The organism is Ruegeria sp. AD11(2025) (assembly GCF_056542405.1).
In genome coordinates this window covers 53,320-72,883 of record NZ_JBQFZU010000018.1, presented here as the reverse complement: position 1 = coordinate 72,883, position 19,564 = coordinate 53,320, and the positions used below count along the sequence as shown (strand labels likewise).

Below are 19,564 nucleotides of genomic sequence, written 5' to 3'. Positions count from 1 at the left end.
CTGTCTGCTGAACTGTTATAGTCAAAAAGCATAAGTCTGATCCAAGAAACCCGCCGAAGCGTATCTACCAAGTACCTCTCAGCAAGGAGATAAACATGCTCCCAACCTGCGTTTTTGCGGTGACCCTTGGAGTTTTCTCAGCCACCTCGCTTCAAGCCGGAGTTCAAATTCGCTTCATAGAAGGCGCACCCAAGGACCGTTTTGTTCTGACAAATGTCGGAACGTGTGAAGTTGAAGCCTCGACTCTAAAAATTGACTTGTCGCAATCTGCCGGACGTTTGATTTTCGACGTCACCGATAAAGGCGCGGGCGTGAAGGTCTTCCAACCTCTTGAATTCGTTGAGGGCGCTGATGCACTGCGTCAATTTCCTTCGGTTGTGGACGGGCAAAATACAATTGAGCTTGAGATCGCTTCCCTCGCGGCCGGGGACAGACTAGCCTTTACCATCGATGTAGATGACACCATCGGGCAACGCGAAATCACTGTAACAGGGTCGGAGATCGAAGGCGCCACGGTGTCATATGCCGATGCGGATGAAACCGGTATTGCGACCTTCACTTCCGAAGCGCTTGTCAACGTGACGACCAAGGACTGCTGAAAGCCGACCCACAATGTCGAATTCGTTGATCCGCATAGCATTTCTTGCGCTCATGTTGGGAGGTGGCGTCCTGATCGGGACACTGACCGCACCTGGCGATTGGTATGCGCAGCTTTCTAAACCTGCTTTCAATCCACCAAATTGGATTTTTGCCCCGGTTTGGACGGTGCTTTATGTGTTGATCGCCATGGCGGGTTGGCGCCAGTTTGAAGCAGACAGAAGCTCGACCGCCATGAAGCTGTGGTGGGCGCAGATGGGTCTGAACTTTTTGTGGTCTCCAACCTTTTTCGTACTGCAACTGCCATGGTTGGCCCTTGTGGTCATTGTCGCGTTGCTGATTGTCATCGTCGTGTTCATCGCTCGGGTCAGGAATTCAGATCGGGTTTCCGCACTGACCTTCCTGCCGTACTTTGTGTGGGTCGCATTCGCCACGGCCTTGAACCTTTCTATTGCGATACTGAACTGAGAAAGAACAATATGCTTGGAAACTTCGTTGGGCTTGTTTCAGGTGTTGTTTTTATCGGATCTACAATGGCACAGGCTGATGGAAAGCTTGCTGAGAACTTCTCCAAATCTCCGGAGACGCGTTGGGACTACGTTGCGGACACTGTCATGGGAGGAGTTTCTTCAGGGCAAGTGCAGTTTAGTTCGGAAGGTGATGTTGCATTCGCGCGGTTGACCGGAACCGTCAGTACAGAAAACAACGGCGGTTTCATCCAGTTCCGACGCAAGTTGCCTGATCGGCCAGATGCAGGTGTATCGGGCGTCAGGCTGTTGGTGCGGGGCAACGGCGGACAATACTTTGTTCACCTCAGGACGCGTGGCACGGTGCTTCCGTGGCAATACTATCAGGCCGAGTTCGCAACGTCTGACGAATGGACCGAAGTCCATTTACCTCTGTCAGGCTTCAAGGCTTCAGGTGCCATGTTGCGCGCTATTCCCGTTGCTGACGAAATCACCTCAGTTGGAGTTGTAGCCTACGGGCGCGATCACGAAGCCCGTGTAGATGTCAGCGAGATTGGTTTTTACTGAAGGTCGACCAAGCGAGGGGCTGCAACCTTCAAATAGGTCTGCTTGACGCCGTGTGAGATCGAAATGTGCCAATGCCTGAACGCAGAGGCGCTGTTTCTTCATTTTGGGTTCTGAAAATGCCTTTTCTGAGCGAACGTTCAGAGCGTGCTGCTTTCTGAAGAGACAACTCTTCTGTCAGTCTTCCATTAACGTAACTTAATCAAACCAAAGTACTTTCAGCCAAAAACAACTCCCACATGACGCTCATCTAAAGGAGTGAGTATCATGAAGAGGATTGCAGCTTTGGGCCTTGTTGCCCTGACTCTGTCATTTATCGGCACTGGTGTGTTTGCGGAGTGTTACTTTGGGAACGATGCGGTAACCGGGATGGAGATGATCATCTGTGAGACAGATGGCGGCTTTTCCAGCTGGGGTACAATGATCGCTGAAGCTTGAGCGTTTTCAACGAAAATTCCGGACGCCAAGAAGGTCGAAAACAAGCAGTTATTCTAGTCGGTTGAAGACCGGACACGAGAGGGTCAGAGACTGTTAAGCCGATGCTTTTCGAGAATCCCGCAAAGCATGGCCTTGGCTTGCAGCCTGTGCTCTCGATGACGTTCACGGGCGATATCCGGTCGACCTTCACTAATCGCTTGGAAAACGACGCGGTGATCTTCATTGGATTTGACGGGTAGGGGTCTGATGAACAACGTCGTTGCGCGCGCGCGCCGCACCTGGTCGCTCATCATGGCGACAATCGCTTCGACCCGTTTGTTGCCGCCCAAGCGAACGAGCTCCTGATGAAACAACTCATCGGCCTCCGCCCAGGCTTCCAGGTCTTCGGTTTCGATGGCGTGATCCATTTTTGCGATGGATCCAGCAAGTACCGCCAATTCATCTTCTGAATAACCAGCTTCGGCGGCGCGCTGTGCTGCGAGACTCTCGAGTTCCGTCAATATGTCGTAAATTTCGCGCATATCGTCCGATGAAACAGGCAGTATTCGCACACCTTTGCGGGGCCGCATTTCCAGCAACCCTTTACTCTCCAACATCAGCGCAGCTTCCCGTATCGGGGTGCGGGACATACCCAGAGTTTCGGCGAGTTCCGACTCCAGATGGTCAGTCCCGGCTGCAAGCTCGCCGGACAGAATCATCCGCCGCAAATCCCTTACGGCGCGCTGTGTATTGGAAAGAGTTTTGGTGTCCTGATCCTTCACGGTGTCTCCAGCTTTACCTTTCGTCCCTCCGCAGCCGAATGATAGATTTTCTCTTCGATGCGGATCACGTCCAAATAATCTCGGGCCGTGTTTTCCAGCGGCGTGCCCCGTAGAAGGCCTGAAACAACGTGACTTTGCAAGGCGTGGACGCAATCTCCGCCAAATCCATCATGATCGCTCGGAGGTAGAATTTGTTGTCGATCCTGTTTTCCAAAAGCGCGGAGTTCTACTGAACCGTCGCCGTTAAGAACCAGTGATCCTTCCGTTCCTTCGATGAGAGCTTCGCCCATGGTTTGACGCAGGTTTTCGGCACTGTGGTCCAGGCACCTGTTTCCATCAAACAGAGCCCTCAGACCGTTGGGATGGTCAAACAATATGTAACCTGCATCCTCGCCCGCGATAACGGGATTAACTTGGCGCAAGTCTGCGTAAACCGCGCTGGGCGCATCGAACAAAAATCGGAACGTGTCTATCCAGTGAACCGCTGTTTCATGAACAAGGAACCGCGGCATTTCCTGAAAGTACGGCTGCCGGTCAAGATAGGCGCGTGGCCCCTGTCCGTCGCCGGGCCGAAGTCGGAAAGTAGCTTGGAGGGGCGTTCCAATTCGACCCTCAATCATCGCCTCTTTGATTGAGCGATACCAGGGCTGAAAGCGAAAATTCTCGTGCACAACGATAGTTGTACCTATCGCTTCAGCCTCGGAGGCGATCTTTTCAGCTTCATCCAAAGACAAGCAGAATGGCTTTTGGCAGATCAACCATTTTATTCCAGAGCGCAGTGCCGTTCGGATGGCATCGGCCTGCGCTACAGGTGGAAGGATGATGTCCACGAGATCCGGTTTTTCCGCCTCCAGCATTATTGACAGATCATCGTAAGCGGCCAGCCCTGTTTCTTTCGCCTTTCTGATGTCCCGGTTACAGGATGCAACCGGGACAGTGCCGGGCATTCGAGACCAGCTGTCGTAGTGGAACTTGCTGAAATAACCTGCGCCCACACACGCGACCCTGATGGCTTGTTGAGTATTCATGCCTGCAATGCTTCCATTACTGATGAGGCTGCGGCCTGCGTTCCTGCGGTGCCACCTAAGTCCCGCGTCAGGTTGTGGCCGTTTGTCGTCACTCTTTCCACGGCTTCGCGCAATCGTGCACCGTCGCAGGACAGTTCTGGGTGATTATGGGTCAAACCTAACCACTCAAGCATCATTGCCGCGGACAGGATCATAGCAAAGGGGTTGGCAATACCTTGTCCAGCAATGTCCGGAGCGGAGCCGTGGCAGGGTTGGAACACAGCGTGGTTCAATCCTATATCCGCTGAAGGAGCCAACCCAAGACCGCCCATGAGACCTGCGCCAAGGTCGGAGAGGATGTCTCCGAACATGTTCTCGGTCACCAAGACATCAAACTCCCAGGGCTTTTGCACCATCCATAGAGCGGTAGCGTCCACATAGGCATGATCTGCCTGCAAATCGTGGTGGCGGCTGGCCTCAGCGTCAAACATCGATCTGAAGAATGCAAATGCTCTGAATACATTGGCCTTGTCGACACAGGTGACCCGTCCCTGGCCACGGCCGGTTGCCTTGCGGTTTCGGGCGAGTTCAAATGCGAAGCGGAACAGCTTTTCGGACACCTCACGAGTGATAAGCAGAGTCTCACGTGCTTCGTGCTCGGTGACTTCCCCTGCGCCTTGAGTGAAGAACAGCCCTTCTGTGCTTTCGCGGATCAAGACGAAGTCGATCTCTTTTCCGTTGGGGAGCGACAAAGGAGTCGATTGCCCCTTGTTTACTTTTACCGGGCGTACGCCAGCAAATAGGCCAAGCCGCTTTCGCAGGTCAATCTGTGGTGAAATTTCGGTTCCGTCAGGGTAGCGCACATCCGGTAAACCCATTGCCGACAGCAGTATCGCGTCAGCCTTACGTGCCGTTTCAAGTGATCCCGCTGGAAACGATTCTCCGGTTTCTGCGTAGTGAGAGGCGCCTGCCGGCGCGTCCGTAAACGCTAGCTCGTAGCTGGGATTGTTGCCTGAAAGCTGGCGCAGAATTTCAAGCGTAGGGGCCATGATTTCAGGGCCGATTCCGTCCCCGTGAAACACTGCCACATTGTAATTCTTTTTCATCTTAGCCCGCTTCCTTCCCGTTTCGCATTCATAGCGCGATAGCTGTTTTCGTTACACTCCGTTGACAATGCATTGTGTAATGTATACGCAAATAAATGCAATAATAAACGCGAAGTAGTTTTGGGAGGACTGGAAATGAAACTGAAGCTAGGGCGGTTGGCGGCCGCAGCTGTGATGGCAACCGGGATTGCAGGGGCTGCTGCTGCACAGGATTACCCCTATCGGGATATCACCACAGCTGTGGTTTGGGGGGCCGGTGGTGGCACGGACACGATCAACCGGATGATCATGGCCGAGATGGAAAAACACCTTCCGGTCTCGATCAACGTAATCAATCAAACAGGTGGAGTCGCGGGCTCCAATGGAATGGTTTACGTGATGAACCAACCGGACGATGGCTACACATTGGTTGGTTTGTCGGAGTCGAACGTTACCGCTGCGGTACAGGGTGGTTGGGATAAGACATTCGACTTTTGGTACCCGTTTATTGTTGGCGGATCACCTGACTTGATTTCGGTTCCTGCCGACAGCCCCTATAACACGATGGAAGAACTGGTCGACGCCGCCAAGGCTGCCCCTGGCACTATTCCAGCTGCGGCTTCCGGCGCGGGTTCGATCCACCACTTGAACCTTCTCGCCATCGAGAAGGGGTCCGGCGCAGAATTCAAGTTTGTTCCATACAAGGGTTCAGCGCCAGGGCAGGAAGCGGCGATAGCAGGCGAGGTCGCGTTGGTTGTGACCTCTTTGGCTGAGCAAGCCCCATTGATCGAAGGCGGTCAGTTGAAGCCTCTTGCGATGTTGACACCCGAAGATGCGCAGATTGCCGGAGCTACAGTTCCATCTGCCTTTGGCATTTATGACGGACTCGACCAGTACCTGCCGCTCAAACAGGCCATCGGATTTGCCGTTCACAGTTCGGCCGGAGATGACGTGAAGGCAGCCCTCGGCGAAGCGTTCGAACAGGCGATAGCATCTGACACTGTCGCTGAATGGGCTGCGGCCAACAATTACGATGTCGGTGGTCAACACGGCGAAGAAGCTCAGGAGTTGTTTGCGAACCTTGAGGCTACCTTTGCCTATACCTTGCAAGATCTGGGCGCCGCGACCGTCGATCCGGCCTCGCTGGGTATCGAGAAGCCCTAATCCGATCAGTATTGAAAGGGCGCCCTTGGTCGCGCCCTTTCCCACAGGAGGCAGGCAATGGACAAACCTGACGAAACTCTGGTCATGCGGACACGCGACTTCTGGGCTTCGGTTGTTCTAATAGCGGTGTCCGTCTTTTTCCTTTGGAAGACGTCGGACATCCCCCTTTGGGGTGAAAACCGCGCAGGTGTAAGCGGGTCGGACTGGTACAACTCGGCTGCAATTGTACCGTTGTTCATCTTCGGTGGACTGCTTGTCCTGTCCTTCGTTTTGCTGGCTATTTCGATCCGCTCTGGTGGGGCCCAAAACGCGCTCACTGCTTTGGGGATCGGATGGGACAAGTCGGAAGCCTATCGGGCTTCAACAATAGGCCTGATCCTTCTTGCATATGTCGTCGGGCTGGTTCCCAGGGTGGACTTCATTTTGTGTTCTGGGTTGCTGATTACAGCTTTGACTTACGGCTACTACGGAGGTTACGCGCGGCGTGCTTTGGTGGCCTGTATCGCAGTTGTCGTTGCCGGTTTGTTTGCGTTCGCCGTGTTTCCTGCTCAGGCGGATTGGAATGCACACGGTGATGATTGGTTTACATTGGCCGTTTGGGTCGCGTTGACACTCTTGGTGCTGACCAAAGCGGCTTCCGAACGCGTTTTGCGGTTCGTGCCACTAGTCGCGATATTGGCCCCGCTCATTCTTGTTTGCGCGATGGCGTTTGTCTTTCGGCAAAACGTTCCCTCGCGTGGCGGGCTGATATTCAAACAAATCGAATACCACTACTACGTGACGCTTCGTCCGCTATGGAAAGATTGACCGGATGGACTTTATCCTTTCGCAACTGGCTGGGTTTGGGACGGCGTTCGTTGATCTGGCAGTGGACCCGCTGACCTATCTGTATTTGATTGCATCCGTATTCCTGGGCATCACGTTCGGCGCATTGCCCGGCCTTACGGCAACGCTGGCGGTGACGATCCTGACGGGGTTTTTCGGCAACAAGATCCCGCTGGACTATTCGCTCATCGCCTTGCTCGGGGCCTATGTGGGCGCGATTTACGGTGGCTCTTACCCGTCAATCCTGCTGAACATTCCGGGTACGGCAGCCAGCGCTGCAACGGCCATGGATGGCTACCCGTTGGCCAAAGCGGGTCGAGGGGGCGAAGCACTTGGGCTGACCACAACGGCCAGTTTCATTGGCACAGTTATCGGGACCATCACGCTTTTGATTTTTGTCTGGGCGCTGCTGTTGGTTTCAAAGAACATCGCAAGCCCGGAGAAAGCGCTGCTTGCCCTTTTCGGCATTCTGCTTTCTGGCACTTTGATGAGCGAAGACCTGGTGATTAAGGGATGGATCGCCGGTCTGATCGGGCTTGCGATGTCCATGGTGGGGCTCGACCCTCTGTTGTCTGAGCCGCGCTATACCTTCGGCTGGCCTTACCTGATGAGCGGATTTCAGGTCGTGCCAGTTTTGATGGGGGCCTTTGCCATCCCCCAAATCATCGATGGATTGAGGTACGTTGAGGCCGGGAAAGTTCTGGCATTGAATGGCCGTATTCTTCCGAACCTTCGCTCTATTCGACGCTATCTACCGACCATTGGCCGGTCTGGGGTGATCGGGACCGGGGTAGGGGCGCTTCCGGGCGTCGGCGAAGATGTCGCTGGTTGGGTCAGCTACGGTGTCGGGAAGACCGTATCTGCCGACGGCGACAAGTTTGGAAAAGGGTCATTGGAAGGTCTGCTTTGCTCAGAGACCGCAAATAACGCTTGCATTGGAGGCGCGCTGATCCCGCTTTTGGTGTTGGGCATTCCCGGTTCGCCGCCTGCCGCCGCTTTGATGGGGGCTTTCAAAATCAACAATGTGATCCCGGGCCCGACGATAGACCCAGAGATCATTCTGCGCGTGGTTGCAATCCTAGTGCTGGCATCCCTGACGATGTTCCTGATGGGGCTTTTCACCGCTCGGGTCTTTATCAAAATACTCGCCATCCCGCAGACCATATTCCTGCCGGTCGTGATGGTCCTGACAACAATCGGGTCTTTCAGCGTCGGTGGTGGCATCAACGATCTTTACCTGATGCTTGGCGTTGGCGCCGTTGCCTATTTCATGAACCTCATGAAGTACCCAATCGCTCCGCTGGTTATTGGGGTTATATTGGGAAGTCTGTTTGATGAAACCTTCCGCCGGTCATTGTTCCTGTCGGATGGGGATCTTTCGGTTTTCTTTTCACGCCCCGGTGCGGCCATTCTGCTGGTGCTCAACATCGGTCTGATCCTCAGCCAACTGCCCGTTGCGAAGCGCGCATTCTCACGCCTGAAAGGACTTTCTGTCTGATGTTTGTGGTTACTGTAACATTCACTCTCAAGCCCGGAACGCGGGACACCTTTTTGCCGCTGATGATCGAAAACGCTTCAACCTCTTTGCGTGAAGAACTCGGATGCCAGCAGTTCGACGTGTGCCTCGGCAAAGATAATGAGTCCGTTTTTCTCTATGAAGTTTATGATGACATTACCGCCTTCGAAGCTCACCTCGAAAGCCCGCATTTCAAGTCCTTCGATGCGGCTGTGGCTGATATGATCGCCGCCAAGGTAATTCACCAGTTTTCCGAGGTCATCAGATGAACGATTGGGAAATCCACGCCGTAAAATACGCGGATCGCAACGCTCGAACCCGGCGCGACAGCTTCATCTTGGATGACAACCACGACGCGCCTCATGCGATGGACTATTTCATTTGGGTACTCAAGCACGGTAACGATGTTATTCTGGTCGATACCGGTTACGACACCGAAGAGGCTGCCGCCCGTGGTCGCCCCATCGCGATGGACCCGCGCGAGGCTCTGCGCCCATTGGACATCACACCGGAAGCGGTGACAGACATCATCGTGACCCATCTTCACTATGACCACGCGGGCGGGCTGCATATGTTCCCGAACGCGAAGTTGCACATGCAATCGGCGGAAATGGCCTTCGCTACCGGCCCCTGCATGTGCCACGACCACCTGCGCGCGCCTTTCACTGCGGGCCATATTTGCGAGGTCGTAAAACGCCTCTATTCAGGTAAGGTCGTGTTCTACGATGGAGAGGCCGAGATTGCAGATGGGGTGACCGTGCATTGCATCGGCGGGCACTCGCGCGGGTTGCAATGCGTTCGCGTAAGAACGGCAGCCGGGTGGATGGTTCTCGCCTCGGACGCCTCGCATTACTATGAGAATTTCATGGCGCGCAAAGCCTTTCCCATCGTTGTCGATTTGCAGGACATGATGGATGGCTTCAAGACACTCGAGAAGTTGGCCTCGGCTCCTCGCCTGATCGTGCCCGGCCATGATCCACTTGTGCGTGAGATTTTCCCGGTCGGTGCCGCGCCTCATATCCACCGCTTGGATCCAGGGCCCTTGAGGGAGATCGAAATATGAAAATAGGTGTCATTGCAGACGACTTTACTGGTGCGAGTGATATTGCGAACACCTTGGCGAGGGGCGTGGAACCGGAGGGTGGATTACGAACGGCTCAATTTCCGGGTATTCCTACTACCCCGGCCGATGAGGAGATCGAAGCGGGTGTGATCTCACTCAAAAGCCGCACTGCATCGGTTGAGGAAGCCATTGCAGACAGTCTGAGCGCTTTGCGGTGGCTCGCGGATCAAGGATGCCAGCAGTTCATCTTCAAGTATTGCTCGACCTTCGATTCCACGATGGACGGAAACATCGGCCCAGTTGCGAAAGCGTTGGCGGACGAACTGGGTGCGCAAAAGGTGGTTTTCTGCCCGGCCTTTCCGACAACGGGGCGCACCGTCTATCAGGGTCATCTTTTTGTGCTTGGCAAGCTGTTGCACGAGTCTGGGATGGAAAATCACCCTCTTACTCCAATGACCGATGCGAACATCAGGCGCTGGTTACAGCATCAGACCGACGAAGCGGTCGGGTTGGTGCCAGTTAATATCGTGAAGCAAGGACCAGAGGCGATTGCTGCTGCTTTGCAGAAGGCCGACGAACGATTTGTGATCGGTGATGCGATTTCGGATGAGGATTTGCTGGCTTGGGGTGAGGCTCTGTATGACGCCAAGCTCGTTACTGGCGGGTCGGGGATTGCGCTGGGGCTACCCAGAAATATTCTCGGAAAGGCTTCGTCCAAAAGAGCCGGTAGCGCATTCACTGGTATTATTGGACCCGCAGCGATCCTTGCTGGGTCTTGTTCAGGTGCGACCCGCAGGCAGATCGAAACTCACGCGACGTCTCATCCGACGTTGGCCATTGATGTTTCGGGTGTAATGTCCGGGGAAGTGACCATGCAAACGCTGCTGAAATTCTTTGAAAAGCATTCGGGCCGAGCGCCTCTCGCATATTCATCAGGAAGCCCGGAAGATGTACGTGCGATCCAAAATCACTTCGGTCAGGAAGCCGTGGCGAAAAAGCTGGACAATCTCTTTGCTGATACAGCACGGGAGCTTGTCCAAACGGGGTACAAGCGCCTTGTCGTGGCCGGAGGGGAGACTTCCGGCGCAGTATCCCAGGCCGTGTCTGAGACAATGGGTTTCCCTGCCATGTCGATTGGACCGGAGATTGATCCGGGGGTGCCAGTCCTGAGCGTTGGAAAAACTCAACCCATTGCGATGGCACTAAAGTCTGGAAACTTTGGCGCTGCGGACTTTTTCGCGAAAGCCCTCAGATTGATGGAGGCAGGCAAGTGATTTCTGAAGAACTGGCGCTGCGACAGCAGATGTCGGAACTGTGCGCCTCGCTGTTTGCGCGTGGCTTTTCTGTCGGCACTGCGGGCAATGTATCCGTACGTCTGCACGACGGAATCCTTATGACACCCACCAATTCGACTTTAGGAGATATCGACCCTGAGCGTATTGCCAAGATTGATACTAATGGCAACCACGTCTCTGGGGACAAGCCAACCAAGGAAGTCTTTCTGCACCAAGCCTTCTATGAGACAAGACCAGAGGCTGGCGCCGTGGTGCATCTACATTCGACCTGGGCCACTGCTCTGTCGTGTCTGGAAGACACCGATCCCAATGACTGTATTCCACCGCTGACACCATACGTGGTCATGCGCGTCGGCACGGTCAAACTGGTTCCGTACATAAAGCCTGGTGACCCGCAATCCGGTGATTTGATCCGCAAACTGGGTGGCAAATATAGTGCGGTTCTGCTGGCCAACCACGGACCCGTCGTATCAGGAAAAGACCTTTTCTCAGCGGTCTGTGCAGCAGAAGAGTTAGAAGAAACGGCCAAGTTGCTCGTGGCGCTGCGAGGTATGCCAACCCGGATACTGGATGCAGAACAAGTCACAGAACTCAAGGAAGTTTTCGGAAGGATTTAGACCGACACCGAAATGGTACGTGCGCAAACTTTCGGGCAAACCGCGCAAAGTTATGTGCAAATAGGGGGCTCCTTCGGACTGTGTTTTGTTCAACCTAAATTAATGGTGATCATAAGTGCATGCGCTACAACCCCACACACCCGTTGCATTGCGTGAGTTCGGTATGCCTGCGACTTTGCAATTGCGTCGACCGGCAGAAATGGCGAGCCTCGTCGAACTGAGTTGAAGGGGATCTACCACGACCTACCAGATGTGTTGCCTTATTCAGATGAAGCTTGAATTATATCAATCAAAATACACTTCTAAATGAGCGATAATTCTTCAAAGTTGACGGATTCACGCCGAAACTACCATCACTTGGGCGCGAATTTCGAGCAGCGCAAACTAATGGGCAAGCCCGATGGCATCCGGTCGGTTTCCCTGGCTGGACCTAAACGTCCGAACCACTGTTTCAAAGATGGTTTGCTCACGACCGTTGCCTTCCATCGCCAATTTCATTCAATAAGCCCGCTGAGTTCAGGTGCTCGTCCGCTTTGCAACTATACGAGCGGATTACAAACCGAGGTATTGCACAGGGACGAAATCCGTCAACCAAACCGCATTGTCCGCTCGATAGAACGCATAACCGTCCCGATGCATACTGCCAGTTTCTATTCGAAGGACGGTCGGTTTCCCGTGGCGTTGCCCTACCTTTTCAGCGGTCTCGGGATCAACGCAAGGGGATAGAAGCGCGTGAACGCGTTTCATCGGCGGTTCGGCAAGTTATCGCTGGTCGAAGACTTGACCCGCGCGGACGTTGAGAACATCATCGCCTTGGTAAGAGAATTGAAACTAGACAACGGGATGAGCTGAGCGGTGCTTTTGGACAGGCGCAGATGGACCAGGCTGATGCTCGTCGCGGTCGGCGTGCTCGTTGCCGCCCTGCTTATGTCCAGTGGCGTCGCTGAGGCCCATGGAAAACATGAGCTTTCCGTGGTTTCTCTAGAGGTTCAAACGCACGCTGAACATGCTGCAAAGGACAACCAGGGCCATTGTCACGGTGGGGCGTTCTGCAGCGGCCCTGCGATCGTCCAACTGTCAAATCTTTACGCGAATCTGTTGGGATGCAGCGAACGGTATGGGCTGCCGCGCGCGACCAAGGGCATCCCGGTTGTTTCGAATTTTGATCCGCCCCCACCCAAAGCCCTGATCTGATCCGTATCTGCGCACGCCCTTTGGCGTGATGAGATAACTCAGACAGGGAAATCCGATGAAAACTGAAAAACTGTTGCTGGGCGCGTTGATTGCGTCCGTTCTGGCTGTGTCAAGCCAATCGGTGTTTGCGCATGGCGGAGCTACCGGCGTTGTCAAAGAACGCATGGATGGCATGGGTGTGATGAAAGAGGCGATGAAAATGCTAACGCCGATGATGCGGGGGCAGGTCGATTACGATGCATCCGTTGTGCGCGCACGGTCTGGGGATATCAGTCGCCATGCGGGCGAGGCGATGACCAGATTGTTCCCCGAAGCCAGCCTTGATGCGCCATCCGAAGCGAAGCCAGAGATCTGGCAGGACTGGGACGCGTTTTCGGCCCTAGCTGATCAGCTGCGCGTGATGGCGGATGGATTGGCGGACGCTTCCGAAAACGGGTTGATGATGGCCGGTGAAACGTCTGCTGCAGGTGATATGATGGGCGGCAGCATGATGGCGGGTGGCATGATGGGCACTGGTGCAGGCTCCGATATGATGGACCTGTCACAGATGCCGGCCGACGGGGTTTTCACCATGATGGGACAGGTCTGCACGGCCTGCCATACCCGCTTTCGGGTCGAGAAATAGGCCGGGACGATGCGCAAGTTCTTTCGTCTGGGGCTGACGGGCGCTGTTATCGCCGCGGTCAGCCTTGCCGGCCTGATGGTCTGGCCGATCGGCCAGCCTCTCGCGCTCATCACCGTGGAGGGGGATGCCGACCGCGGTGCCTATCTGGCCCGCGCCTCTGGCTGCATCGCGTGTCACACCGATTATGCGAAAGGCGGAGCGCCACTGGCGGGTGGCATGGCGTTGGATACACCGTTTGGGACGCTGTTTTCGCCGAACCTGACCACCGATCCTGACCACGGGATCGGTGGTTGGAGCCAGGCACAGTTCGCCCGCGCTGTCCGCGAAGGGGTCTCTCCCGAAGGGCACGCCTATTACCCGGCCTTTCCCTATCCTTTCTATGCCAACTTCTCGGATCAAGAGGTTGCCGATCTCTGGGCGGCATTCCAAAGCGTGCCACCGGTCGCCGAACCCTCGCGCCCGCCCGAAATGAACTTTCCGTTCAACCAGCGCTGGGGGTTGAAACTCTGGCGCGCCGCTTTTCTGGAGCCTCCAAGGACAGAGCCGATAACGGGCAAGGTGGAGACATGGAACCGGGGCCGCGAGCTGGCCGAAGGGGCCAGCCATTGCGCGGCCTGCCATACGGCGCGCAACATCGTTGGCGCGCGCAAGTCGGAAACGGAGTACTTCAAGGGCAGCAATGCGTTGCCAGGTGGTGAGAAAGCACCAGCCATCGATCACCTGACATTGGCTGACAAGGGATGGGATGTGGCCAGCCTTGCCTATGCCCTGCGTACGGGCATTACACCTGAAGGGGACGCCTTTGGCGGGTCCATGGGCGAGGTCGTGCTTTACGGCACAAGTTTCCTGACCGAGGCCGACCGGACAGCCATCGCGACCTATCTGATGGACGAACATGAAGGGGGATGAGGCAATGAAAACCGGAATAATCCTTGCATTTGCTTTAGCCGGGATTGTCGTCATCGGTGCTGCGGTCGCCTGGCTCGCTCCATCAGGCACGGAGGCGGGACCGCCAGTGCAACCGAAAACGACCGATCTTGAGGAAGGTGCGGTGCTATATGCCGAGTTCTGTGCGTCCTGCCATGGTGCCGATCTGGAAGGGCAGCCCAACTGGCGTGCCCCAAATGAGGATGGGACAATGCCTGCGCCGCCGCATGACGAGACCGGCCATACATGGCACCATGGGGATGCGCTGCTGTTTGACTACACCAAACAGGGTGGGGAAGTGGCACTCAAAGCCCGTGGCGTGCCCGGCTTTGCCAGCGGCATGCCGGGGTTCGGCGACAGCCTGAGCGACCAGCAGATCTGGGACATCCTGGCCTATATCAAATCTACCTGGCCCGAGCGCATCCGCGACATGCAGGCGGTGCGCTCCGAAAGCGAACAGATGCAGGGCGGCTTATGACCGCCCGCTTGACACAAATCATGACACTTGCCTGCGGCCTCGATTACAAAACGTGTCGTCGTACCGCGAGCGCGAAAACGGAAAGGAAATGACATGACCACCCCGACACTCGACCGCCGCCTCTTCCTGGCTGGCCTCGGTGCCTCCAGCATCGCTCTGGCCTCGCCGGCTCTGGCAACCGCCAAACTGCGGGTAGAGGTCCTCAAGGACCCGAACTGCGGGTGTTGCGGTGCCTGGATCGACATCATGCAACGCGACGGATTCGAGATAGAGGTGCAGAACGCCTCCTGGGAGACATTGTCGCGGTATAAAGCCAGCAAAGGTGTTCCGGAGGAGATGGCCTCCTGCCACACCGGACTGGTCGAGGGCTACGTCATCGAAGGCCATGTGCCGCCAATCGATATCCGGCGTCTTCTGGCCGAGCGCCCCGATGCGGTGGGGCTGTCCGTTCCCGGTATGCCCTTTGGCTCACCCGGCATGGGACCGGAGAGTGAACGGGAGGCCTATTCGGTCTTCCTGATCCGCAAGGATGGCACCACAGAAGTGTTCAACCACTACGCGGCGGCCTGAACCGCGGCACCCGTTTGATGGGTAACAAGGGCGGGTCTCCTGACCCGCCCTTTTTTGCGTCATCTCGGGCAGGACACGTGAGGTGTCTTCACCGCCTGCGCCCGGTTTATCAACGCGGCGACCTTGGCGATGGCAAGATCAAAGCACGGCTGGAAGACCTATTGCAGGCGTTGATTGCACCCAGGCGAGCGCGGCAAGTGCAGAAGGGTTCATGAAGCTTTGAAAAGCTTTGAATTGAAAGGGCGTGCAGCGGCACAACTCAAAGGGCATTCGCGCCATCCGCATGCTGTAGACAGATTTCCTGTTGGAAACCGATATCGTTGCCTTTGTGGGGGATGCCCGGCTTAACCCGAATTAGACGGCCAACTCCCTGACCCGTTGGATGGCATCCGGGACAACGTTTCTATTCATCGTAGATGATATCGGACTTGCGCAGCATCTCTCTCGTATTGCAGGTCACCAGACGATTGCTCTGGAATTGCAAACTTGGCATCGCACTCCGTACAAACAGAGACGAGAATGCCCTAAGCGATCCCGATACCTCCATCAAACGGAACATCGCGTTATTGGAACACTGTCTTCTTCGCTACGCCGCAATTCTCGCTAAATCCGCTGCTTCAATCGCCAGTGCTGTAAACCATTTGATCTTCGCTGACCAAACTGAAGAGACCGCTCCGTTTTTTGTCAAGCGTCGATCATAAGAATTGGGGCTGAGATCACTCCACAAATGTCTTAAAAATATTATAGAATTATCTTTTTACGCCTAACCTTTCGGGTGTGAAACAAAGGATAGGGGTTCATTTGCGAGTCTCGCAAAACGGTTTTCAATTGCTCACTTGGGCTTTCGCGAATGAAAACAGATTGCGAGTTTCTTTGGGCGGAAACCGGTGAGAATTCTCAATGTTTCCGAAAAGTGTTTCGCAGATTTGTCGATATGCCAGCGTTTGCCTTCCGCAAGAAACGATTGTCTCTGGTCCCGATTGCGCCGGAAAGCTAACGCTTCCGCAGGGGACTTTGAACCAGCCAGATTGCTCAGCTAGGTCCCAGCCACTAGGTCTTCCAACGACCCACCATCAAGCAGAAAGTCGCTCCAGATCCACGCCATTCGGTCAACAAACCACATCTTGCCCCCTGAGATCACAGCTATACCGAGGCATGTAAAGCCCAAGTCGAACACCCAAAGACCGTACGCAAACGGCAGAAGACCCAACCCGCTGACATAGGCGAGTGCTTTTGCTACTTGTAAATGATGAGCTGCAACCTTGTCTCGATGCCGCAGCCAGACACGCTCGCCCAGTACACCTTGTGCCGACCAGCTTTCGAAGGTCCTGGGCTGTGAGAACGCACGCGGGTTGATCCAGACCCAAGCCAAAACCACCCCGACGGCAACCCACACCCAACCGCCAATCCACGCCCGACTCCAGATCGCCAACGCGATAAGGGGCAACGGTGTCAGTACGCGGGTCCAGACTGACCAAGGGTTTGTATGCCGCAACCAAACCTCGTCTTTCATACCCATAAGGCGTTCGGAGAAGCGGGCTATGTCCATCGGGTCACTCCAGAATCTGCAAGTTAATAACCGACATTGGATGGATCCAATATCGATCACAACCGCTTTCAAGTCTCGTTCCTTGGTGCAGATCAGGCCTTCGTTGATAGCATGGCGAATACCTGGGTCGAACCTGACAGGGCTGAGTAAAACAAATCTGGTCCGATCTTCGCTTGAGTGTATTCTTGTCACATTTTGGGGCTTTGGGGGGTGAAGTGGCTGATACAGCGGACTTTGAGAAGATGGAACGCCACGGATGGGCGGATCCGTCCATAGCCAAAGGGTATGCCACCGGCTTTGAAACGGCGACACGTCTGGTTGCCAGAAAGCTTGCGGACGAAGTCGCTGCGGGGCCAAATTGCAAAGTACTTGACCTGTGCACCGGACACGGTGTCGTGGCAGCAGAGCTTGTCGCCCGGGGCTCAGATGTGACCGGCTTGGATTTCTCTGGACCGATGATTGAACTTGCCCAATCAGCGGTTCCAACCGCGCGGTTCGTTCAGGGTGACGCGATGGCAATGAATTTTCCAGATGATGTCTTTGATGCAGTCACAATAGGGTTCGGCGTCCCACATTTTCCTGACCCAGCACGCGGCCTCAGGGAAGTGGCCCGAGTTCTGAAACCGGGGGGTAGGATTGCATTCTCGATATGGCAGGGCAAAGGGTCAGATGGCGCGTTTGGCTGGCTGTTTGACGCGGTTGAGCGCCTGGCCGATTCTTCTATTTCTCTGCCCGCAGGGCCGGATGCACACATGCTCGTGGATAGAAAAATTGCCAAACCAATGGTCGAAGGTGCCGGTTTTGGCAATGTGCGGCTAATCGATGTTGCAAGTGAATTGTGCGTTTCAGATCCTCAGTTGCTTTTTGATGTTTTTGACGGTGGTGCAGTGCGTGCGGCATCGCTTCTCAGGCGTCAGCCGAAAGAACGACGCGATGCAATACGAGCGGATTTGGCAATGCGTGTTCAGTCGGAAGCAATCAAAGAAATGAGAGGTTATCATGTGCCTGCTCCCTCGGTTGTAGTCACTGCTTCGTACCATGGCTGAGCAGCTTCGTGGTGAATCGATGTCACCGGAAGATACGTAGAGGGATCGTCCATTGATGCCGCATGGACGTAGATGCAGCCACTCATCTGTTCGCTTCTGCGGGGCAACGGTGATCCACAGTTTTGGCAGAACACGCTAAAGGCGACCGCCCTGATCCTCCTGTCATTTCAAATGTCTTGAGTGCGTCACCAATTGAGAGTGACTTGGCCCCAAGTGGCACCCTCTCTGAATGCCCCGAGCTGGTGAGTCGTTGGCAATCTCGGCAGTGGCACTGAAACATCGCAGCGTCAGAGTGAACCCCAGAATACCGCACCAACCCGCATGTGCATCCACCTTCAACATTATCACTCTTGTCCTCTCCTCCACTCAAAAAGGAAAAACGGTCCGCTCATTGTGTTAGCTTCAGCTTGCTGTTCCGAGTTCAGGAGAACAGGCTGTGGGTCAGAACGTTATAGCCACGCTTGATCCGATACTCCGGCGATCCGCGCCTAAATGGGCGTAGATAATCCTGCGGATGGGCGAAGCGTCCGAATGGATAAGCAAAACGCCCCGGTTTTGCAGAAGAACTGATCGCTGTTACTGTGAATGCGGCGCAACAACGGTGTATGAGGGGTGCAAAATGGCGCGGAAACTCCCACACGAGAGTGACAAGAACTTCCTTGTTTATGCAGGTACAGGTACGGACCTCATCTTTAACCACGGTATCGAGCTCCCGGGATTTGCATCGTTTCCTTTGCTGGAGAAGCCTGACACCCGGGCAGTTTTGGCCGGGCAAATGCGTGCGCTCGTTCAATTGGCTGGCGAAATGGGTGTAGGCTGCATACTTGACGCACCGACCTGGATGGCAAATGCCGACCGTGCTGCTCCTTTGGGTTACGATGCTGAACGCCTTCGTGAGGTAAACAGGGATGGCGTCGCACTGATGGAAGAGGTGCGCAAAGACGCCGGTCGAAACGACGTATTGGTTTCCGCCTGCGTTGGGCCAAGATACGACCCTTATGCTGACATCCCGTCCATGATGGTTGAACAGGCGCGTAAGTACCACGGTGTGCAACTTGCTGTTCTAAAGGAAACCAGTGTTGATCTGGTGACTGCCTACACGTTCAACCGCCCAAGCGAGGCCGCTGGTTGTGTTCTGGCTGCAAGAGACATTGGGTTGCCGATCATTATGTCTTTGGTGGTCGAAACCGATGGCTGTTTGGCTGATGGGACAAAGCTCATTGATGCGGTAAACCAGATCGAGGCAGAAACAGACGGCGCGGCTCTGTTCTACATGGTGAATTGTGCACACCCCACTCACTTCGCTGACGCGCTCAACGCGCACCCAAGACTCAAAGGCGTTGTTGCCAATGCATCAAGTTGTTCACACGCAGAACTTGATGAGGCCGAGGACTTGGATGCAGGAGACCCCGTACAACTTGGCAAAGAAATTGCGGATGTCGTGCGGGAAAACCCGTCTATTCGGGTGTTTGGTGGTTGCTGCGGTACGGATATGCGACACCTGAAACAAATGACGCTCGAGGTCGTTGGGTGATATTATCTCTGATAGTTACACTCAATCTGCTTACGCTGTACTTGGCCCTGATCAGCTCTTCCTTGATTTTCCACCATTGCCCGAATTGGGCTTCGACTCGTGAATCAAGTTAAGAGCGGGGCGAGGTGGGTTTGAATAAAAGCTGAAGGCTGCGTGCGCGCCAGACTATCCGTGAATTTACAGGTCGCCGATGATAAAGATAGGTCGATGGTCCTGACGTTTGAGCATGCACCGGAATTGGC

25 protein-coding genes are annotated in these 19,564 nt (G+C 54.9%); 18 read left to right on the top strand and 7 right to left on the bottom strand.

The window, feature by feature from the left end:
- Positions 1–119 precede the first annotated feature (119 nt).
- From ACR1XY_RS16805 to ACR1XY_RS16790, 4 genes are all read left to right on the top strand, one after another.
- Positions 120–599, top strand: coding sequence for an aggregation factor core (locus tag ACR1XY_RS16805; RefSeq protein WP_480594766.1), 480 nt, complete (start codon positions 120–122; stop codon positions 597–599).
- A 13-nt stretch (positions 600–612) separates the two neighbouring features.
- Positions 613–1,065 carry a TspO/MBR family protein gene (locus ACR1XY_RS16800; RefSeq protein WP_480594765.1) on the top strand — a complete coding sequence of 151 codons (453 nt, stop codon included), beginning with the start codon at positions 613–615 and terminating at the stop codon, positions 1,063–1,065.
- Positions 1,066–1,076: 11 nt separating this feature from the next.
- Positions 1,077–1,631 carry a CIA30 family protein gene (locus ACR1XY_RS16795; RefSeq protein ID WP_480594764.1) on the top strand — a complete coding sequence of 185 codons (555 nt, stop codon included), beginning with the start codon at positions 1,077–1,079 and terminating at the stop codon, positions 1,629–1,631.
- 264 nt (positions 1,632–1,895) lie between these two features.
- Positions 1,896–2,066, top strand: a complete 171-nt coding sequence (locus ACR1XY_RS16790) for a hypothetical protein (protein WP_480594763.1) — start codon at positions 1,896–1,898, stop codon at positions 2,064–2,066.
- A gap of 83 nt (positions 2,067–2,149) precedes the next feature.
- On the opposite strand, the gene ACR1XY_RS16785 is transcribed toward ACR1XY_RS16790, so the two are convergent.
- Genes ACR1XY_RS16785 through ACR1XY_RS16775 form a run of 3 tightly spaced genes read right to left on the bottom strand, consistent with a single transcriptional unit; the run spans position 2,150 to position 4,940 of the window.
- Positions 2,150–2,827 carry a GntR family transcriptional regulator gene (locus ACR1XY_RS16785; protein WP_480594762.1) on the bottom strand — a complete coding sequence of 226 codons (678 nt, stop codon included), beginning with the start codon at positions 2,825–2,827 and terminating at the stop codon, positions 2,150–2,152.
- Positions 2,824–3,855: a Gfo/Idh/MocA family protein gene (locus ACR1XY_RS16780; protein ID WP_480594761.1), complete on the bottom strand. Its 1,032-nt coding sequence runs from the start codon at positions 3,853–3,855 to the stop codon at positions 2,824–2,826. The genes ACR1XY_RS16785 and ACR1XY_RS16780 overlap by 4 nt, the downstream gene beginning before the upstream one ends.
- Positions 3,852–4,940 carry an isocitrate/isopropylmalate dehydrogenase family protein gene (locus ACR1XY_RS16775; protein ID WP_480594760.1) on the bottom strand — a complete coding sequence of 363 codons (1,089 nt, stop codon included), beginning with the start codon at positions 4,938–4,940 and terminating at the stop codon, positions 3,852–3,854. The genes ACR1XY_RS16780 and ACR1XY_RS16775 overlap by 4 nt, the downstream gene beginning before the upstream one ends.
- 135 nt (positions 4,941–5,075) lie before the next feature.
- Between ACR1XY_RS16775 and ACR1XY_RS16770 the strand changes: the two genes are divergently transcribed.
- From ACR1XY_RS16770 to otnC, 7 genes are read left to right on the top strand one after another with little or no spacing between them, the layout of a single operon-like run.
- Complete coding sequence (locus ACR1XY_RS16770; protein ID WP_480594759.1) at positions 5,076–6,083, top strand: Bug family tripartite tricarboxylate transporter substrate binding protein; 1,008 nt, start codon at positions 5,076–5,078, stop codon at positions 6,081–6,083.
- Positions 6,084–6,140: 57 nt separating this feature from the next.
- Positions 6,141–6,890: a hypothetical protein gene (locus ACR1XY_RS16765; protein ID WP_480594758.1), complete on the top strand. Its 750-nt coding sequence runs from the start codon at positions 6,141–6,143 to the stop codon at positions 6,888–6,890.
- A gap of 4 nt (positions 6,891–6,894) precedes the next feature.
- Entirely contained in the window at positions 6,895–8,406 is a 1,512-nt protein-coding gene (locus ACR1XY_RS16760; protein WP_480594757.1) for a tripartite tricarboxylate transporter permease, read from the top strand.
- Complete coding sequence (locus ACR1XY_RS16755) at positions 8,406–8,693, top strand: putative quinol monooxygenase (RefSeq protein WP_480594756.1); 288 nt, start codon at positions 8,406–8,408, stop codon at positions 8,691–8,693. The genes ACR1XY_RS16760 and ACR1XY_RS16755 overlap by 1 nt, the downstream gene beginning before the upstream one ends.
- Positions 8,690–9,487, top strand: coding sequence for an N-acyl homoserine lactonase family protein (locus ACR1XY_RS16750; RefSeq protein WP_480594755.1), 798 nt, complete (start codon positions 8,690–8,692; stop codon positions 9,485–9,487). The genes ACR1XY_RS16755 and ACR1XY_RS16750 overlap by 4 nt, the downstream gene beginning before the upstream one ends.
- Positions 9,484–10,761, top strand: coding sequence for a 3-oxo-tetronate kinase (otnK, locus tag ACR1XY_RS16745; protein ID WP_480594754.1), 1,278 nt, complete (start codon positions 9,484–9,486; stop codon positions 10,759–10,761). Before ACR1XY_RS16750 ends, otnK begins: the two co-directional genes overlap by 4 nt.
- Positions 10,758–11,399: a 3-oxo-tetronate 4-phosphate decarboxylase gene (gene otnC, locus ACR1XY_RS16740; RefSeq protein ID WP_480594753.1), complete on the top strand. Its 642-nt coding sequence runs from the start codon at positions 10,758–10,760 to the stop codon at positions 11,397–11,399. Before otnK ends, otnC begins: the two co-directional genes overlap by 4 nt.
- Before the next feature lie 552 nt (positions 11,400–11,951).
- Here otnC and ACR1XY_RS16735 read toward each other — a convergent pair.
- The gene (locus tag ACR1XY_RS16735) at positions 11,952–12,146 is read right to left on the bottom strand and encodes an RNA 2'-phosphotransferase (protein WP_480594752.1); all 195 of its coding nucleotides are present in this window, start codon (positions 12,144–12,146) and stop codon (positions 11,952–11,954) included.
- A 141-nt stretch (positions 12,147–12,287) separates the two neighbouring features.
- Here ACR1XY_RS16735 and ACR1XY_RS16730 point away from each other — a divergent pair, with 141 nt between their 5' ends.
- The 5 genes from ACR1XY_RS16730 (at position 12,288) to ACR1XY_RS16710 (ending at position 15,193) form a co-directional block, all read left to right on the top strand.
- Positions 12,288–12,593, top strand: a complete 306-nt coding sequence (locus ACR1XY_RS16730; protein WP_480594751.1) for a hypothetical protein — start codon at positions 12,288–12,290, stop codon at positions 12,591–12,593.
- A gap of 55 nt (positions 12,594–12,648) precedes the next feature.
- On the top strand, positions 12,649–13,218 hold the full coding sequence (locus ACR1XY_RS16725) for a c-type cytochrome (RefSeq protein ID WP_480594750.1): 570 nt from the start codon (positions 12,649–12,651) through the stop codon (positions 13,216–13,218).
- Positions 13,219–13,227: 9 nt separating this feature from the next.
- Positions 13,228–14,127 carry a c-type cytochrome gene (locus ACR1XY_RS16720; RefSeq protein WP_480594749.1) on the top strand — a complete coding sequence of 300 codons (900 nt, stop codon included), beginning with the start codon at positions 13,228–13,230 and terminating at the stop codon, positions 14,125–14,127.
- A 4-nt stretch (positions 14,128–14,131) separates the two neighbouring features.
- Positions 14,132–14,623, top strand: a complete 492-nt coding sequence (locus ACR1XY_RS16715) for a c-type cytochrome (RefSeq protein ID WP_480594748.1) — start codon at positions 14,132–14,134, stop codon at positions 14,621–14,623.
- 93 nt (positions 14,624–14,716) lie between these two features.
- Entirely contained in the window at positions 14,717–15,193 is a 477-nt protein-coding gene (locus tag ACR1XY_RS16710) for a DUF411 domain-containing protein (protein WP_480594747.1), read from the top strand.
- A 1,036-nt stretch (positions 15,194–16,229) separates the two neighbouring features.
- Here the strand turns inward: ACR1XY_RS16710 and ACR1XY_RS16705 are convergent.
- Positions 16,230–16,742 carry a DUF6653 family protein gene (locus tag ACR1XY_RS16705; protein ID WP_480594746.1) on the bottom strand — a complete coding sequence of 171 codons (513 nt, stop codon included), beginning with the start codon at positions 16,740–16,742 and terminating at the stop codon, positions 16,230–16,232.
- A 173-nt stretch (positions 16,743–16,915) separates the two neighbouring features.
- Here ACR1XY_RS16705 and ACR1XY_RS16700 point away from each other — a divergent pair, with 173 nt between their 5' ends.
- A complete protein-coding gene (locus ACR1XY_RS16700) occupies positions 16,916–17,788 on the top strand; it encodes a class I SAM-dependent methyltransferase (RefSeq protein ID WP_480594745.1) in 873 nt (290 codons plus the stop codon).
- Here the strand turns inward: ACR1XY_RS16700 and ACR1XY_RS16695 are convergent.
- Positions 17,740–17,922, bottom strand: a complete 183-nt coding sequence (locus ACR1XY_RS16695; RefSeq protein ID WP_480594744.1) for a GFA family protein — start codon at positions 17,920–17,922, stop codon at positions 17,740–17,742. The genes ACR1XY_RS16700 and ACR1XY_RS16695 overlap by 49 nt on opposite strands.
- The gene (locus ACR1XY_RS16690) at positions 17,871–18,158 is read right to left on the bottom strand and encodes a GFA family protein (RefSeq protein ID WP_480594743.1); all 288 of its coding nucleotides are present in this window, start codon (positions 18,156–18,158) and stop codon (positions 17,871–17,873) included. Before ACR1XY_RS16690 ends, ACR1XY_RS16695 begins: the two co-directional genes overlap by 52 nt.
- 144 nt (positions 18,159–18,302) lie before the next feature.
- Between ACR1XY_RS16690 and ACR1XY_RS16685 the strand changes: the two genes are divergently transcribed.
- The gene (locus ACR1XY_RS16685; protein WP_480594742.1) at positions 18,303–19,322 is read left to right on the top strand and encodes a homocysteine S-methyltransferase family protein; all 1,020 of its coding nucleotides are present in this window, start codon (positions 18,303–18,305) and stop codon (positions 19,320–19,322) included.
- The last annotated feature ends 242 nt before the right edge of the window (positions 19,323–19,564 follow it).